This is a genomic window from Brenneria corticis, assembly GCF_003115855.1.
In the GTDB taxonomy this organism is placed as follows: Bacteria; Pseudomonadota; Gammaproteobacteria; order Enterobacterales; family Enterobacteriaceae; genus Brenneria; species Brenneria corticis.
Window position 1 is genome coordinate 40,273 of the sequence record NZ_KZ819093.1, and the last position, 15,329, is coordinate 55,601.

General features: G+C 60.4%; 17 protein-coding genes and 1 riboswitch. Of the genes, 10 read left to right on the forward strand and 7 right to left on the reverse strand.

All coding sequences use genetic code 11. The features are described from left to right. Positions 1–4: 4 nt before the first annotated feature. Positions 5–1,372: an ATP-dependent RNA helicase RhlE gene (gene rhlE / locus DDT56_RS20150; RefSeq protein ID WP_136168179.1), complete on the reverse strand. Its 1,368-nt coding sequence runs from the start codon at positions 1,370–1,372 to the stop codon at positions 5–7. Between the two features lie 321 nt (positions 1,373–1,693). On the opposite strand from rhlE, the gene DDT56_RS20155 reads away from it, so the two are divergent. The 6 genes from DDT56_RS20155 (at position 1,694) to DDT56_RS20180 (ending at position 7,794) form a co-directional block, all read left to right on the forward strand. Further along, a complete protein-coding gene (locus DDT56_RS20155; protein WP_136168180.1) occupies positions 1,694–2,392 on the forward strand; it encodes a CerR family C-terminal domain-containing protein in 699 nt (232 codons plus the stop codon). Positions 2,393–2,398: 6 nt separating this feature from the next. Beyond that, a complete protein-coding gene (gene hlyD, locus DDT56_RS20160) occupies positions 2,399–3,427 on the forward strand; it encodes a secretion protein HlyD (RefSeq protein ID WP_136168181.1) in 1,029 nt (342 codons plus the stop codon). Next, positions 3,420–5,162 (forward strand): ATP-binding cassette domain-containing protein, encoded by a 1,743-nt coding sequence (locus DDT56_RS20165; protein ID WP_136168182.1) that lies wholly within the window; start codon positions 3,420–3,422, stop codon positions 5,160–5,162. Before hlyD ends, DDT56_RS20165 begins: the two co-directional genes overlap by 8 nt. Next, entirely contained in the window at positions 5,155–6,300 is a 1,146-nt protein-coding gene (locus DDT56_RS20170) for an ABC transporter permease (protein ID WP_136168183.1), read from the forward strand. Before DDT56_RS20165 ends, DDT56_RS20170 begins: the two co-directional genes overlap by 8 nt. 9 nt (positions 6,301–6,309) lie before the next feature. Continuing rightward, entirely contained in the window at positions 6,310–7,416 is a 1,107-nt protein-coding gene (locus tag DDT56_RS20175; RefSeq protein WP_136168184.1) for an ABC transporter permease, read from the forward strand. Positions 7,417–7,557: 141 nt separating this feature from the next. Further along, positions 7,558–7,794: a type II toxin-antitoxin system Phd/YefM family antitoxin gene (locus DDT56_RS20180; protein ID WP_136168185.1), complete on the forward strand. Its 237-nt coding sequence runs from the start codon at positions 7,558–7,560 to the stop codon at positions 7,792–7,794. A gap of 73 nt (positions 7,795–7,867) precedes the next feature. Here DDT56_RS20180 and DDT56_RS20185 read toward each other — a convergent pair whose 3' ends face one another. The 6 genes from DDT56_RS20185 to moaA all read right to left on the reverse strand — a co-directional run bounded on the left by DDT56_RS20185 (position 7,868) and on the right by moaA (position 11,521). Further along, entirely contained in the window at positions 7,868–8,578 is a 711-nt protein-coding gene (locus DDT56_RS20185; RefSeq protein ID WP_009112234.1) for a Bax inhibitor-1/YccA family protein, read from the reverse strand. Between the two features lie 219 nt (positions 8,579–8,797). Beyond that, on the reverse strand, positions 8,798–9,250 hold the full coding sequence (gene moaE, locus DDT56_RS20190) for a molybdopterin synthase catalytic subunit MoaE (protein ID WP_136168186.1): 453 nt from the start codon (positions 9,248–9,250) through the stop codon (positions 8,798–8,800). 2 nt (positions 9,251–9,252) lie between these two features. Further along, positions 9,253–9,498 (reverse strand): molybdopterin synthase sulfur carrier subunit, encoded by a 246-nt coding sequence (gene moaD / locus DDT56_RS20195; RefSeq protein ID WP_136168212.1) that lies wholly within the window; start codon positions 9,496–9,498, stop codon positions 9,253–9,255. Beyond that, positions 9,498–9,977 (reverse strand): cyclic pyranopterin monophosphate synthase MoaC, encoded by a 480-nt coding sequence (gene moaC / locus DDT56_RS20200; RefSeq protein ID WP_136168187.1) that lies wholly within the window; start codon positions 9,975–9,977, stop codon positions 9,498–9,500. The genes moaD and moaC overlap by 1 nt, the downstream gene beginning before the upstream one ends. Before the next feature lie 7 nt (positions 9,978–9,984). Beyond that, on the reverse strand, positions 9,985–10,497 hold the full coding sequence (gene moaB, locus DDT56_RS20205; RefSeq protein WP_009112230.1) for a molybdenum cofactor biosynthesis protein B: 513 nt from the start codon (positions 10,495–10,497) through the stop codon (positions 9,985–9,987). 34 nt (positions 10,498–10,531) lie between these two features. Next, the gene (gene moaA, locus DDT56_RS20210; protein ID WP_136168188.1) at positions 10,532–11,521 is read right to left on the reverse strand and encodes a GTP 3',8-cyclase MoaA; all 990 of its coding nucleotides are present in this window, start codon (positions 11,519–11,521) and stop codon (positions 10,532–10,534) included. Continuing rightward, a riboswitch (molybdenum cofactor riboswitch) is annotated at positions 11,510–11,657 on the reverse strand. Its footprint overlaps the gene before it by 12 nt. A gap of 274 nt (positions 11,658–11,931) precedes the next feature. Between moaA and DDT56_RS20215 the strand changes: the two genes are divergently transcribed. From DDT56_RS20215 to DDT56_RS20230, 4 genes are all read left to right on the forward strand, one after another. Continuing rightward, the gene (locus tag DDT56_RS20215) at positions 11,932–12,837 is read left to right on the forward strand and encodes a gluconeogenesis factor YvcK family protein (protein ID WP_136168189.1); all 906 of its coding nucleotides are present in this window, start codon (positions 11,932–11,934) and stop codon (positions 12,835–12,837) included. A gap of 224 nt (positions 12,838–13,061) precedes the next feature. Then, positions 13,062–13,781, forward strand: a complete 720-nt coding sequence (locus tag DDT56_RS20220) for a GntR family transcriptional regulator (protein ID WP_009112227.1) — start codon at positions 13,062–13,064, stop codon at positions 13,779–13,781. Next, positions 13,778–14,554 (forward strand): ABC transporter ATP-binding protein, encoded by a 777-nt coding sequence (locus DDT56_RS20225; protein ID WP_136168190.1) that lies wholly within the window; start codon positions 13,778–13,780, stop codon positions 14,552–14,554. The genes DDT56_RS20220 and DDT56_RS20225 overlap by 4 nt, the downstream gene beginning before the upstream one ends. Before the next feature lies 1 nt (position 14,555). Continuing rightward, positions 14,556–15,329, forward strand: coding sequence for an ABC transporter permease (locus tag DDT56_RS20230; protein WP_136168191.1), 774 nt, complete (start codon positions 14,556–14,558; stop codon positions 15,327–15,329).

Consider the following 15,329-nt stretch of genomic DNA (forward strand, 5'->3'; position numbering starts at 1 on the left):
AGGCTTATTTCGCCGCCGGTTTGCCGCGATTTTGCGGACGCGGCGCGCGGCGCTGTTGTCCTTCGCCGTTGCCTGACCACGCGCTGGCGCCGTTGCCGCCGGACCTGCGCGGCTGACGGGGGCCGTCGGCGCGCTGGCGTTCGGATTGACCGCGAGGCGCGCCGGCCTGACCGCGCGGCGCACCGCCGCGACCACCCTGGCGACCGTTGATAATCGGCTCGGCCTTGATCGACGGATCGGGCTCATAGCCCGGCACGGCAATGCGCGGGATCTCGCGCTTAAGCAAACGCTCAATGTCGCGCAGCAGCTTGTGTTCGTCGACGCAGACCAGCGACAGGGCCTCCCCGGTGGACTCCGCGCGGCCGGTGCGGCCGATACGGTGGACGTAATCTTCCGGCACGTTGGGCAGTTCATAGTTCACCACGTGCGGCAGTTGGTCGATATCCAGACCGCGGGCGGCGATATCCGTCGCCACCAGCACGCGAATGCTGCCGTCCTTGAAGTTGGCCAACGCCCGGGTACGCGCGCCCTGGCTTTTGTTGCCGTGGATGGCGGCGGCGGTGATGCCGTCTTTCTCCAGCAGCTCCGCCAGATGGTTGGCCCCATGTTTGGTGCGGGTAAATACCAGCACCTGCTGCCAGTTATTTTCACCGATCAGTTGGGAGAGCAATTCCCGCTTGCGGCGCTTGTCGACGAAATGCACGTGCTGGGTGACCAGCTCCGACGGCGCGTTGCGGCGCACCACTTCCACCGACGCGGGGTTGGTCAACAGCTTATTCGCCAGCGTCCTGATTTCATCCGAGAAGGTGGCGGAGAACAGCAGGTTCTGACGCTTGGCCGGCAGTTTCGCCAATACGCGGCGAATATCGTGAATAAAGCCCATATCCAGCATACGGTCCGCTTCATCCAGCACCAGAATTTCAATCTGCGACAGATCGACCGCATTCTGATGTTCCAGATCGAGCAAACGCCCCGGCGTGGCGACCAGAATATCCACGCCCCCGCGCAGTTTCATCATCTGCGGGTTGATGCTGACGCCGCCAAACACCACCAGCGAACGCAGACGCAGGTATTTGCTGTACGCCTGCACGTTTTCATCAATCTGCGCCGCCAGCTCGCGGGTAGGGGTCAGGATCAGCGCCCGTACCGGGCGGCGGCCTTTCGCCTGCGGCGCGCTGCTGCTCAGCAGTTGCAGCAAAGGCAAGGTAAAGCCGGCGGTTTTACCGGTACCGGTTTGCGCGCTGGCCATCAGGTCGCGGCCGGCCAGCACCACGGGGATCGCCTGGCGCTGTACCGGCGTCGGTTCACGATAGCCCTGTTCTTCAACAGCACGCAGGATATCGGCGCTCAGGCCGAGAGAATCAAATGACATAATAGAGAACAACTCCAGATCCGCCCTGACCGGATAACAGCCGGTGTAGTTTTCAGAGGGATAATAAGACGGGTTTGCCGGGCCATCATCAACTCAACAATAACGACGTAAGCTACAACCACGATGAACGGGCACAAACTACGGTGCGTAACTGACGGCGATTATAACAGAGGTTGCGCCGGTTAAGGGATTTTTATCAGTAAAAAATCATCCGGCAGGTTTTAACCTTCTTGTGCCATTTTGTGATTCATATCACAAAAAATCGCACAAAACGGCCTAAATTTAATCACATGATTAATTCAAGACCTACAGCGCTACGCCATGAGTGATAAACCAGCCTCTGCCGGCCGCGGCGATCAGACGCGCCAGCAGCTTATCGATTCCGCTCTCGAGGTCTTCGGCGAATATGGTTTACAGGCCGCCACTACCCGTGAGATCGCCAGCCGGTCGGGACAGAATATGGCTTCCATCGCCTATCATTTTCAGTCGAAGGAAGGGCTCTATCTGGCGGTCGCCGGCTGGATAGCGGACTACATCCGCCAGTTCTATCGACCGCTGGCCGAGGAGATCGATGCCTTTATGCGGCTTCCCGCGCAGCAGCAAACGGCGGAGCAGGCGCTGGATTACCTGCGGCGCTGTATGCTCAATTTCAGCCGCTTGATGACCAGCGCCGAAACCCTCAATCTCAGTCGGATTATCTCCCGGGAGCAACTCTCCCCCACCGACGCCTATCCGGTTATCCACCGGCAGGTGATCGAACCGCTCCACCGCTCCGTGACTCATCTGATCGCCCTCTACACCGGGATGGACGCGCAGGATGCCAAAACCGTGGTGCATACCCAGGCGCTGATTGGGGAAATACTCTCCTTTCGCGTCGCCCGGGAAACCATCCGCCTGCGGGCCGGCTGGCAGGATATCGGCCGGGAGGAAACCGCGCTGATTCAGCAGGTGCTGACGGAGCACCTCGACATTCTTCTTAACGGGCTACGGGACAATCAGCCCCGGCGGATAAAGGAATAATAGGTAATGAACAAGAAAAAACTGGCTATCGCCCTGGCTGTTGTGGCGCTGATCGCCCTGGCGGCGTATGGCGTGGTGCGCTATCAGCAGCAGCAGAATAAACCGCTGACGCTGTACGGCAACGTCGATATTCGCACGGTCAATCTCGCTTTCCGCGTCGGCGGGCGTCTGACCGCGCTGAACGTGGATGAGGGCGACGGCATCGCGCCCGGCCAGGCGCTGGCCACGCTGGATAACGCGCCCTATCAGAATGCGTTGCATCAGGCGCAGGCCAACGTCGCCAGCGCGCGGGCGCAGTTGGGATTATTGCAGGAAGGCTATCGCAGCGAAGAGATCGCCCAGGTGCGCGCCCAGGTGGTGCAGTATCAGTCCGCCTATGACTACGCCAATAGCTTCTACCAGCGCCAGCAGGGACTGTGGGCCAAACGTTCTATTTCCGCCGATACGCTGGAAGACGCCAGAGCCGCGCGCAATCAGGCGCAGGCCACGCTTCAGGCGGCAAAAGACAAACTGCGCCAGTACGAAAGCGGCAATCGGCCCCAGGAAATCGCCGCGGCGCAGGCCGCATTGGCCCAGGCCGAGGCGGCGCAGGATCAGGCGGAGCTGGATATGGCGGATACCCGGCTGTACTCCCCTTCGGCCGGCGTCATTCTCACCCGGGCGGCGGAAGCGGGCAGTATGCTTAGCGCCGGCAATACGGTCTTTACCCTGTCATTGACCGATCCGGTATGGATTCGGGCGTATGTCGCCGAACAGGATTTAGGCCGCGCCGTGCCGGGCGGCGAAATGCTGATCTATACCGACAGCCGGCCGGATAAACCCTATCACGGCCAAATCGGTTTTGTTTCCCCCAGCGCCGAATTCACCCCCAAAAACGTGGAAACGGAAGACCTGCGCACCGCTCTGGTCTACCGCCTGCGTATCGTGGTGGAGGACGCCGACGATCAACTGCGTCAGGGCATGCCGGTGACGCTGCGTTTCGATCGGGATCCGCAGCGGGATAAGGCGCCTCAGGATGCGTCCCGCCATGAATGAGAGCGCCGCGCTAATCGATATACAGGCGCTGGAAAAACGCTTCCCCGGTCAGGATAAGCCCGCGCTCGCCAGCCTTACCGAGCAAATCCGCGGCGGCGCCGTCACCGGATTGGTCGGGCCGGACGGCGCCGGCAAAACCACCCTGCTGCGCATGCTGGCGGGGTTGCTGACGCCAAGCGGCGGCGCCGTTCAGGTCGCCGGTCTCGATCCCATCAAACAGGATCGCCAACTGCACGCCATTCTGGGCTATATGCCGCAGAAATTCGGGCTGTATGAAGACCTGACCGTGATGGAGAACCTGAACCTGTATGCCGATCTGCGCGGCATCACCGGTACGCTGCGCCGGGAGACCTTTGCGCGGCTGTTGTCGTTTACCGACCTCACCCGCTTTACCGGGCGGCTGGCCGGCAAGCTTTCCGGGGGAATGAAGCAAAAGCTCGGTCTGGCCTGCACTCTGCTGGGCCAGCCCAAGGTGCTGCTGCTTGATGAACCGGGGGTCGGCGTCGATCCCATTTCCCGCCGCGAGCTGTGGCGCATGGTGCATGAACTGGCCGACAACGGCATGCTGATTGTGTGGAGCACCTCCTATCTGGACGAAGCCGAGCAATGCCGGGACGTGCTGCTGCTCAACGAAGGGGAGCAACTCTACCGCGGCGAACCGCGACGGCTGACCGAAAAGATGGCCGGGCACAGCGTGCTGCTCGCCGCGCACTCCGGCAGCCACCGCAAGCTGCTGCAACGCGCCCTGCGCCAGCCGCAGGTCAGCGACGGGGTGATTCAGGGCCAGTACGTGCGGCTGATCCTCAAGCCGGATGCGGATCGGGCCGCGCTGCTGTCGGCGCTCGAGCTGCCGCCGGAGAGCCTGAACGACACCGCCCCGCGCTTTGAGGACGCCTTTATCGACCTGCTGGGCGGCGGCCCGGCCAGTGAATCCTCGCTGGCGAAAATCATGCCGCAGATAGAAATCAACGGTGAGGAAACGGTGATCGAAGCGCAGGCGCTGACGAAGAAATTCGGCGACTTCGCCGCCACCGACCATGTCAGCTTCAAGGTGCGGCGCGGCGAGATTTTCGGCCTGCTGGGACCTAACGGCGCCGGCAAATCCACCACCTTCAAAATGATGTGCGGCCTGCTGGTGCCGAGCGCAGGCAAAGCGCTGGTGCTGAATATGGATCTGAAAACCAGTTCGGGCAAAGCACGCCAGCATTTGGGCTATATGGCGCAGAAGTTTTCCCTGTACGGCAACCTGACGGTGGAACAAAACCTGCGTTTCTTTTCCGGCGTGTACGGCCTGACCGGACAGGCGCAGCAGGAAAAAATGGCCGCCATGACCCAGGCGTTCAACTTCCAGCCGATTTACCGCCAGACGCCGGACGCCCTGCCGCTGGGGTTTAAACAGCGTCTGGCGCTGGCCTGCGCCCTGATGCATGAGCCGGACATTCTGTTTCTGGATGAGCCGACCTCCGGCGTCGATCCCCTTACCCGCCGTGAGTTCTGGATGCATATCAACGGCATGGTCAACCGCGGCGTAACCGTGATGGTCACCACCCACTTTATGGACGAGGCGGAATACTGCGACCGTATCGGGCTGGTTTACCACGGTAAGCTGATCGCCAGCGGCACGCCGGATGAGTTAAAGCAGCAGGCCGCGGATAAGGAAACGCCCTCCCCGACCATGGAACAGGCGTTTATCGCGCTGATACAAGACTACGATCGCGAGGCGAATAATGGCTAGCCGGAACGGCGACATCAATTTTTCCTGGCGGCGCCTGCGGGCGCTGTGCCTGAAGGAGACCCGGCAGATCCTGCGCGACCCCAGCAGCGGGCTGATCGCCTTCGTGATCCCGCTGCTGCTGCTGTTTATCTTCGGCTACGGCGTCAATCTCGACTCCAGCCGCCTGCGCGTCGGCATCCTGATAGAGCAGCAGAGCGAGGATGCGCGCGACCTGGCCGACACCTTCGCCGCGTCGCCGTTTATTGCCCCGACCATCAGCGATAACCGGCAGCATCTGATTCAACTGATGCAGGCGGGCGCGATTCGCGGGCTGATCGTTATTCCGAATAATTTTGCCGAACAGATGGCGCATCCGCTGGAGCGGGCCCCCATACAGGTGATCACCGACGGCAGCGAACCCAACACCGCCAATTTCGTCCAGGGCTATGCCGAGGGCGTGTGGCTTATCTGGCAGCAGCAGCGCGCCGTCGACCGGGGGCAGGAATTCAACCAGCTGATCGAGGTGCAATTGCGCTACTGGTTCAATCAGGCCGCCATCAGTCAGCACTTTATCATTCCCGGCGCCATCGCCATTATTCTGACGGTCATCGGCGCCATCCTCACCTCGCTGGTCATCGCCCGCGAATGGGAGCGCGGCACCATGGAGGCGCTGCTCTCCACCCAGGTCACCCGCCGCGAACTGCTGCTGTCCAAACTGATCCCCTACTACTTCCTGGGCATGATGGTGATGGCGCTGTGCGTTCTGGTGGCCGTTTTTATTATGCGCGTGCCGTACCGGGGATCGCTGTTGCTGCTGTTCGGCATCGGCAGCCTGTTTCTGATCAGCACGCTGGGCATGGGTCTGCTGATCTCCACGCTAACGCGCAATCAGTTTAATGCGGCGATGGTGGCATTGAACGCGGCGTTTCTCCCGGCGGTGATGCTGTCCGGCTTTGTTTTCGAAATCGACAGTATGCCCGCGGCGGTACGCGCCGTGTCTTACATTATTCCGGCGCGCTATTTCGTCAGTACGCTGCAAACGCTGTTTCTGGCGGGCAATATCGGCAGCGTGTTACTGATTAACCTGTTGTTTCTTATTGCGTCGGCCATTTTATTTATCGGCCTGACGGCGTGGAAAACCCGGCGCAGGCTGGATTAGGGAGCCGCCATGTTTCATCGTCTGTGGACATTGATTATCAAAGAACTCCAGTCGCTGCTGCGCGAACCGCAAACGCGCTCTATTTTGATTCTGCCGGTGATCATTCAGGTTTGCCTGTTTCCTTTCGCCGCCACGCTGGACGTCACCAACGCAACCATCGCCATTTACAACGAGGATAACGGCCAGGCCTCCGTAGAGCTGACGCAGCGCTTCGCCAAGGCGCAAGCCTTTTCCAACGTTCTGTTGCTGCACGGCGCCCAGGAGATCGGGCCGACGCTGGACGATCGGCGGGCGCTGTTGGCGATCCGCTTTCCGCCGCAGTTCTCGCGCCGGATTGTCAGCGGCGACGGCGCCTCGCTACAGGTGATACTGGACGGGCGCAGCTCCAACAGCGCCCAGATCGCCGCCAACTACGTGCAGAAAATCGTCCGCGACTACCAGTTGGAACTGCTGGACGGTCAACCCAAAATCAACAACAGCGAACTGGTGATCCGCCACTGGTATAACCCGAATCTGGATTACAAATGGTTTATCGTCCCGTCGCTGATCGCCCTGATCGCCACCATCGGCGTGCTGATCGTCACGGCGCTGTCGGTCGCCCGCGAGCGCGAACAGGGGACGCTGGAGCAGTTGCTGGTATCGCCGCTCTCGACCTGGCAGATTTTTGTCGGCAAGGCGGTTCCGGCACTGATCGTCGCCACCTTTCAGGCCACCGTCGTGCTGCTGGCGGGGATATTCGCCTATCAGATCCCCTTCGCCGGCTCGCTGCTGCTGTTTTATGCCGCCATCCTGATTTACGGCCTGTCGCTGGTGGGGTTCGGGCTGCTGATTTCATCGCTCTGCTCCACGCAGCAGCAGGCATTTATCGGCGTATTCGTGTTTCTGATGCCGGCGATCCTGCTGTCCGGCTATATCTCGCCGGTGGAAAATATGCCGCAGTGGCTGCAGCAGATAACCTGGATTAACCCGATCCGCCACTTCACCGACATTACCAAACAGATCTACCTCAAGGATGCCGACTTCGCGATTATCTGGGGCAGCCTGTGGCCGCTATTTGTGATTACCGCCACCACCGGTTCGGTGGCTTACTGGATATTTCGGCGCAATATCGCCTGAAGACAAATGGGGTTATCCGCCGCCGATGGCATTTTGTCCATATTTGGCCCCTATTTGGGCAACCGCTCAGCCGTTGGTGTATTCTTGTCCATAGCCGCCCCGGCCATTCAACCAGGAGTCTGATATGCCCCATCAACAGGTGTGCGCATCACCACGGTATCGGCATTCAAGAAAGAGCTGGCGTCAATGGATGTCTCCGAACCCGTGATGGTCACCCAGAATGGCGAGCCTCTGTATGTCGTCCAGGACCCGCGCCAGTTTGAGATGCAGCGGGAGCAAATGGCGTTGATGCGCCTTTTATCCTTTGCGGAGAAGGATATCAAAGCGGGCCGCACGGTATCATCCGCCGATCTTCTTGATAGTCTGCGCAGAGAGTAAAGCGTCGGGGACTGATTGAGGATGGCATCCCCGGACGCCGCACGGCATCCGGGAATAAGGGAAAAAGCAGCACTCAGCGGCGGTTGCCGAAAATCCGCAGCAGCATCAGGAACAGGTTGATAAAGTCCAGATAGAGCGTCAGCGCGCCGACGATCGAGTATTTGCGGAAGTTATCCTTGTCGTCGACCGACAGCTGTTCGCCCAGGCGTTTCAGTTTCTGGGTGTCATACGCCGTCAGGCCGACGAACACCACCACCCCGATATAGGTCACCGCCCACATCAGCGCTTCGCTTTTCAGCCAGATATTCACCAGCGACGCCAGGATAATGCCGATCAGCGCCATAAACAGCATGCTGCCCAGGCCGGTTAAATCACGCTTGGTGGTATAGCCGTATAGGCTCATGGCGCCGAACATCCCGGCGGTGATCACAAAGGTGCTGGCGATGGACTCGCCGGAGTACAAGATGAAAATGCTGGAAATGGTCAGCCCGGTCAGCGCCGAGTAGAGCATAAACAGGCCGGTGGCCACCCCGCCGCTCAGGCGCTGCACCATGCCGGAAATCACGAATACCAGCCCCAGTTGGACGATGATCAGGCCAAAGAAGATAATCTGGCTGGAGAAAATAAAATTGAGCACCGCCGGCGTATTGGCGGCGTACCACGACACAAACGCCGTCAGCAGCAACCCGCAGGTCATCCAGCCATAGACCTGCGCCATATAAGCCTGAAGGCCTGTCTGCGCGCGTTCAACAATCGAATCACCCGAACGAGGATACCTATCCATGACGCTACCTTTGTATTAAGTCATTTATACCCCTCATACTTCAAGTTGCAGATGCGTTGGCTACGCTCAGTCACCCGAATCACTTACTTGAGTAAGCTCATCGGGACTCCCTCCCTTGCCGCCTTCCTGCAACTCGAATTATTTTGGGTATATACCTAAGAGGCGTTACGCCTCACCTGCCTCTATCTTAACACATAACCGTTCATTCGGCCGAAACCGCTACCAGCGCCGGGCCGCCTGTTCGTCGCTGTCGCGCGCCTCCACCCAGCGCTCTCCGTCCGGCGTGGCTTCGCGTTTCCAGAACGGCGCGCGGGTTTTCAGATAGTCCATAATAAACTGCGCGGCATCAAAGGCCGCGCCGCGGTGGGCGGCGCTGACGCCGACAAACACAATCTCGTCGCCGGGATAGAGCGCCCCGACCCGATGGATAACGCTGACGCGCGGCAAGGTCCAGCGCTCGCGCGCCTGGCCGACAATCTCCGCCAGCGCCTTTTCGGTCATGCCGGGGTAGTGCTCCAGGGTCAGCGCGCTGACGTCGCGCGCCAGATTATGATTGCGCACCTTGCCGGTAAAGGTCACCACCGCGCCGTCTTCATCGCACTGCGCCAGCCACTGATATTCATCGCCGACGTTGAAAGGGGCCTCGCCTACGCGAATTCGCGTTTCGGTCATGATTATCCCCCCGTTACCGGCGGGAAAAAGGCCACTTCATCGCCGTCCCGCAGCGGATGTTGCGGCTCCGCCAGCGACTGGTTGACCGCCGCCAGCAGCCTGCCGGACTCCAGCGCCAGCGCCCAGCGGTCGCCCCTGGCGCTCAGCGCCTGGCGCAGATCGTCCACCGTGGCGTACTCCGCCGCCAGAGTCAGGCTATCGGTGTCGGTGAGTTCGCGCACCTGGGCGAAAAACAGTACCTTAATCATCATTCCTCCGCCCTGAAGTCGCCCGACTTGCCGCCGCTTTTCGCCAGCAGGCGCACGGGACCGATGATCATATCTTTCTGCACCGCCTTGCACATATCGTAAATGGTCAGCGCCGCCACCGACGCGGCGGTAAGCGCTTCCATCTCCACGCCGGTCTTGCCGGCGAGGCGACACAGCGACTCAATGCGCACCCGGTTATATTGCGGCTGCGCCTCGAGTTCCACCGCCACTTTACTCAGCAGCAGCGGATGGCACAGCGGGATCAGCTCCCAGGTGCGTTTCGCCGCCTGAATACCGGCGATACGCGCCGTGGCGAACACGTCGCCTTTATGGTGGCGGCCATCGATAATCATCGCCAGCGTGTGCGGCGCCATTTCAACAAAGGCTTCCGCCCGCGCTTCGCGAACGGTGTCGGCCTTGGCGGAAACGTCCACCATCATCGCCTCGCCGGCGGCATTGATATGGGTCAGTTGTGACATAGACAGGTTACTTTTTCAGATGGGGATGGAAATTACAGGGCTTCTGACGCGCATCCAGCTGCTCCTGGATAATGCGCTCCCAGGCGGTATGGCAGGCGCGGGTCGAGCCCGGCATGGCGAAAATCACCGTCTGATTCGCCAGCCCGGCGACCGCCCGCGACTGGATCGTGGCGGTGCCGATATCCTCATACGACAGCATACGGAACAGCTCGCCGAAGCCTTCGATTTCCCGGTCGAACAGCACGCCGATCGCCTCCGGCACCAGGTCGCCGGCGGTAAACCCCGTTCCGCCGTTTATTAGAATAGCCTGTATCTCGTCGCTGGCGATCCAGGCGGATACCTGCGCCCTGATCTGGTAGAGATTTTCTCTGACGATTCTGCTGGCGACGATCTGGTGCCCGGCGGACTGCGCCGCTTCGCGCAGATAATCGCCCGACGTATCGTCGGCCGCGGTGCGCCGCTCGGATACGGTAAGCACCGCGATATTGAGAGGAATAAATTCGCTACTGACCTTACTCATGGCAAGCTCCTTACGGATAGGTTGAACGGCGGCGTCAGCCGCCGATAAACGATAGATTCTGCGTAATGCCGCTGTTGCCCTGATGCAGAAAATGGCTCTGTTTCTTGGTCGCCAGGCCGCCGGAAATGCGCATTTTCAGCGCCTCGATCTGCTGGTCGTCGGCCAGCAGATCGCGCAGCGGAATACCCTGCTCGCCGAACAGGCAAAGATGCAGATTGCCGGTGGCGGAAACGCGCAGGCGATTGCAGCTCAGGCAGAAATCTTTCTCGTAGGGCATAATCAGCCCGATCTCCCCCTGATAATCGGGGTGGCGGAATACCCGCGCCGGACCGTCGCTGCGCCCGCGCGCCCGTTCGAGCCATCCCTGTTGCAGCAGTCGCCGGCGGATAACCTCGCCGGAAATATGGTGGCGGCGAAATAGCGCGCCGCCGTCGCCGGTTTCCATCAGTTCAATAAAGCGCAGTTGAATCGGACGCGCTCTGATCCACTCAAGAAAGGTTTGCAGGCTGCCGTCGTTGACGTCGCGCATCAGCACGGTATTGACCTTTACTTTGGCGAAACCGCAGGCGAACGCCGCGTCGATGCCGTCCATCACCTGACGGAATTTATCCTGCCCGGTAATGGCGTGGAACTGGCGGGCGTCGAGGCTGTCCACGCTGACGTTCAGCGCCGTCAGACCGGCTTCGCGCCACCGGGCCACGTCGCGGGCCAGGCGGTAGCCGTTGGTGGTGACGGCCAGCGCGCGGATCGCCGGGTTTTCCCGGATGGCGGCGATAATGTCGACGAAATCGCGGCGCAGCGAGGGTTCCCCGCCGGTGATGCGGACCTTTTCCGTGCCTGATTCGGCGAACGCGCGGCTGACGCGGCGGATCTCGTCGAGGGAGAGAAAATGGTGCGGGTTGGCGCCATCGGGCTTATAGCCGTTCGGCAGACAGTAGGTGCAACGAAAGTTGCAGACATCGGTTACAGACAGGCGCAAATAGTAAAACTTGCGCGCAAACGCATCGGTCAGTTGACTCGCCATAAACACCTTTCCAAATACGGGAGATGCAGGCATTTCTACCTCGCACCCTGGTGACCATTCCGGCCACGGCCAGGGCGCCATATCATGCGTCGCATCCGCATCACTTAGGCGCCAGGGCTAGGAGTTTGATTCCGGTCTATTATTTGACTAACAGAGTCAGACAAGGCAGACGCGGAACCATGAATTTCATCAAAAGCTTACCGCCAATGGCGGCGGATAGTCACTTAAAAAATCGATGTATAATTTAATATATAACGAATTTTCAATACTTTATCCCGCATAGCATAGCGGAAAATCAGCGGCGGACATTGTCTCAGGTCACAACAGCATGATGATTTTTCGCCTTTTATAGCGAAATCGGCTACCTTACCGGCGGCGGTTACCGCCTCAGTTCAGCAATAAGGGTTATTATGCGCATTCGTACGTTGGCCGATGTCGATCGGGTCGTCGCCCTGGGGGGCGGGCACGGCCTGGGTCGGGTAATGTCTTCACTCTCCTCCCTCGGCTCGCGCCTGACCGGCATCGTCACCACCACCGATAACGGCGGCTCGACGGGAAGAATACGTCGCGCGGAGGGCGGGATCGCCTGGGGGGATACCCGTAACTGCCTGAATCAGCTGATTACCACCCCGAGCGTCGCCTCCGCCATGTTTGAGTACCGTTTCAACGGCAGCGGCGAACTGGCGGGCCATAATCTGGGTAATCTGATGCTGAAAGCGCTCGACCATCTGAGCGTTCGCCCGCTAGAGGCCATCAACCTGCTGCGCGATCTGCTGAAAGTCGACGCTTTTTTAATCCCCATGTCCGAGCAGCCGGTTGATTTGATGGCCATTGATGAGCAGGGCAACCCGGTATATGGCGAAGTGGATATCGATCAGCTCGCCGCGTTGCCGCAGGATCTGACGCTCTATCCCCCGGTCTCCGCCCCTAATGAAGCGCTGGAGGCCGTTGCCGATGCCAACCTGATCCTGATTGGTCCCGGCAGCTTTCTGACCAGCCTGATGCCGCCGCTGCTGATCGACGATCTCAGCCGCGCCCTGCGCGACACCGCCGCACCCATTATCTATATCGACAATCTCGTCCGCGAGCTCAGCCCGTCCGCCGCCGGCATGACGCTGCCGCAGAAGCTGGAGATGATGGAAAAGCACCTCGGCGGGCGGCATATCGACGTGGTTATCTTGCCTCCCGGCCCGGCCGCCGCGCCGTCCGGCCGCATGCTGATTCAGCAGCCGCTGGAAGCCGCCGATATCCCCTACCGCCACGACCGCCAATTACTTTACGCCGCCATTGAAAAAGCGTTGGCCGCGTTAGCCTGACTCTCGCCGGTCGCCCCACCGCGGTTTATCTCCGGCGACCGGTTTCCTCTGCGAATCGCCTCATTGGTCTCCCCTGCCGTAAGCAGCTCAGTTGATGTTTTTTCCTCATATCCAAAGCCAAATTTCTTATTGGCTAATTATTAGCCTGCTTCATAAACTGCCTGCAGTTAAGCATCCTAGTCTCCCCCTGTGAGCTGCTCACAGCACGTATTAAGGATTTCCAGATGGCTACGATTTCATCAGAAAAAAATGCCGCCTTGTCGCAAGGCGATACCGCCTGGCTGCGCATTCGCCACGATGTGCTGTGCTGCCGGCTGCTTCCCGGCGCCATGATCACCGAACAGGCGCTGATGGAACGTTATGAGATCGGCAAAAGCAGTTGCCGCGTGGCGCTGGCCCGTCTGTGCCATGAAAATCTGCTGCGGTCGCGCCCGCGCAAGGGGTATCAGATCGCGCCGGTCACCGTGCAGGACGTGGAAGAGATTTTCACCATCCGCGCCCAGCTTGAACCGCTGGCCGCCCGGCTGGCGGTGGGCCGCGTGGACATTGATTTACTGCGCCGGCTGGAGGCCGCCTGCCGGGAAGAGATCCGCGCCCCGCTGTCGCAACAGATCAACGTATTTATGAACGCCAATAAGCGCTTTCATCTCACCATCGCCCAGGCTTCCGGCAACAACCATCTGATCCGCACGCTCTCCAGCCTGATGGACGAAATGTCGCGTCTGGTGGCGCTGGGTTTTAACGTGCAGGGAACCAAGCCGGAAATCAAGCACGACCACAACGCCATGATCGAGGCGTTCAGCCAAGGCGACGGCAAGCGGGTCGAGCTGATTGCCCGCCGCCATATCGAAACCTTCCAGGCGATGACGCTGGAAAAGGTTTACGCCACCCTGAGCCGGGACGGCGCCGTGCTGCCCATTCTAGAACGGAGGCTGCAACAATGAGCGCGCTGTTGCAGGAGACGCCGCCGCCAGCCCCCGCCGCCGCGCCGCTGATCCGGGCGACCGGCATCAGCAAAGCGTTCGGCGCGCTGCAGGTGCTGCGCGACGTTGATTTAACCCTTAATCCGGGCGAGATCCTGGCGCTGCTCGGCCCTTCCGGCTGCGGCAAAAGCACGCTGCTGAATATTTTGTCCGGCCTGCTGAGCGCCGACAGCGGATCGCTGACCATTCAGGGCGCCGACGCCGCGCACTACAGTCACTGGCAGCGCATTGGCTATCTGTTTCAGGAAGATCGCCTGCTGCCGTGGCGCAGCGTACAGCAGAACGTGAATTTCGGGCTGGAGAATCTGCGCCTCAGCCAGGCCGAGCGGCGTCGGCGGGTGGCGGACGCGCTGCATCTGGTCGGGCTGACCGATTTTACCCGCTACTGGCCGCATCAGCTCTCCGGCGGCATGCGCAGCCGGGTGGCGTTGGCGCGCAGTCTGGTCACGGAGCCGGAAATCCTGCTGATGGATGAGCCGTTTTCCAAGCTCGATGCGCAAACCCGCAGCGTGATGCATAACGAAATCCTGCGCATCCAGCGCCTGACCGGGATGTCGATCGTGCTGGTCACCCACGATGTGGAAGAGGCGGTGGTGCTGGCCGACCGGGTGGTGATATTCAAACCCCATCCGGGGCATATCCACCATATTCAAACCATTGAGCTGTCGCGCCCTCGCCTGCCCACCAGCCGGGCGGTCAGCGAGCAGATACGCCTGCTGCGCCTGGAGATCTGATATGTCCCGTGCCCGTTCGCTGTCGACGCTGCTCTTGCAACGCCTGTCCCTGTTGCTGCTGTTTCTGCTTATCTGGTGGCTGGCGGCCCTGCGGATGCCGGCCTTTATCCTGCCCGGTCCGCAAAAAACCTGGCTGGCGCTGCAACTGCTGTGGCATAACGGCACGCTGCTCAACGACATCGGCGTTACCCTCTCCCGCGTGACGACGGGCTTCGTCTTCGCCACCCTGGTCGGCACCCCGCTGGGGCTGGCGCTGGGGGCCAGCCGTCGTCTGGCGCAGTTCTTCGAACCGCTGCTGGCGGTGTTTAACAGCGTGTCGTCGGCCATCTGGGCCATCTTCGCCATCATCTGGTTCGGCATCTCCAACGCCACCACGGTGTTCGTGGTGTTTATGACCGCCATGCCGCTGATCCTGACCAACGTCTGGCAAGGGGCGCAGACGGTGGAATCCCAGTACGTCGAGCTGGCGCGCAGTTTCCGTATGAACCGCTGGCAGACGCTGCTGAAAATCTACCTGCCCACCATTCTGCCCTATTTCTTCTCCGGCGCCCGTCTGGCTTTCGGTTTCGGCTGGCGCGTATCGCTGGTGGCCGAAACGCTGGGCTCGTCAAACGGCATCGGCTATCGCCTGCGTCAGGCCGGCGATCTGGTGCAAACCGATCAGGTGTTCGCCTGGACGGTGCTGTTGGTCGCGCTCATGCTGCTGCTTGAGAGCGGCATTCTGAAACCGCTGGAACGTCGTCTGTTCCGCTGGAAACAACTCACACAGGAATAA

What these genes read in the sequence shown, in the direction of transcription:
- rhlE (WP_136168179.1), bottom strand. Translation starts at nt 1,372, where the DNA reads ATGTCATTTGATTCTCTCGGCCTGAGCGCCGATATCCTGCGTGCTGTT.
- DDT56_RS20155 (WP_136168180.1), top strand. Translation starts at nt 1,694, where the DNA reads ATGAGTGATAAACCAGCCTCTGCCGGCCGCGGCGATCAGACGCGCCAG.
- hlyD (WP_136168181.1), top strand. Translation starts at nt 2,399, where the DNA reads ATGAACAAGAAAAAACTGGCTATCGCCCTGGCTGTTGTGGCGCTGATC.
- DDT56_RS20165 (WP_136168182.1), top strand. Translation starts at nt 3,420, where the DNA reads ATGAATGAGAGCGCCGCGCTAATCGATATACAGGCGCTGGAAAAACGC.
- DDT56_RS20170 (WP_136168183.1), top strand. Translation starts at nt 5,155, where the DNA reads ATGGCTAGCCGGAACGGCGACATCAATTTTTCCTGGCGGCGCCTGCGG.
- DDT56_RS20175 (WP_136168184.1), top strand. Translation starts at nt 6,310, where the DNA reads ATGTTTCATCGTCTGTGGACATTGATTATCAAAGAACTCCAGTCGCTG.
- DDT56_RS20185 (WP_009112234.1), bottom strand. Translation starts at nt 8,578, where the DNA reads ATGGATAGGTATCCTCGTTCGGGTGATTCGATTGTTGAACGCGCGCAG.
- moaE (WP_136168186.1), bottom strand. Translation starts at nt 9,250, where the DNA reads ATGACCGAAACGCGAATTCGCGTAGGCGAGGCCCCTTTCAACGTCGGC.
- moaD (WP_136168212.1), bottom strand. Translation starts at nt 9,498, where the DNA reads ATGATTAAGGTACTGTTTTTCGCCCAGGTGCGCGAACTCACCGACACC.
- moaC (WP_136168187.1), bottom strand. Translation starts at nt 9,977, where the DNA reads ATGTCACAACTGACCCATATCAATGCCGCCGGCGAGGCGATGATGGTG.
- moaB (WP_009112230.1), bottom strand. Translation starts at nt 10,497, where the DNA reads ATGAGTAAGGTCAGTAGCGAATTTATTCCTCTCAATATCGCGGTGCTT.
- moaA (WP_136168188.1), bottom strand. Translation starts at nt 11,521, where the DNA reads ATGGCGAGTCAACTGACCGATGCGTTTGCGCGCAAGTTTTACTATTTG.
- DDT56_RS20215 (WP_136168189.1), top strand. Translation starts at nt 11,932, where the DNA reads ATGCGCATTCGTACGTTGGCCGATGTCGATCGGGTCGTCGCCCTGGGG.
- DDT56_RS20220 (WP_009112227.1), top strand. Translation starts at nt 13,062, where the DNA reads ATGGCTACGATTTCATCAGAAAAAAATGCCGCCTTGTCGCAAGGCGAT.
- DDT56_RS20225 (WP_136168190.1), top strand. Translation starts at nt 13,778, where the DNA reads ATGAGCGCGCTGTTGCAGGAGACGCCGCCGCCAGCCCCCGCCGCCGCG.
- DDT56_RS20230 (WP_136168191.1), top strand. Translation starts at nt 14,556, where the DNA reads ATGTCCCGTGCCCGTTCGCTGTCGACGCTGCTCTTGCAACGCCTGTCC.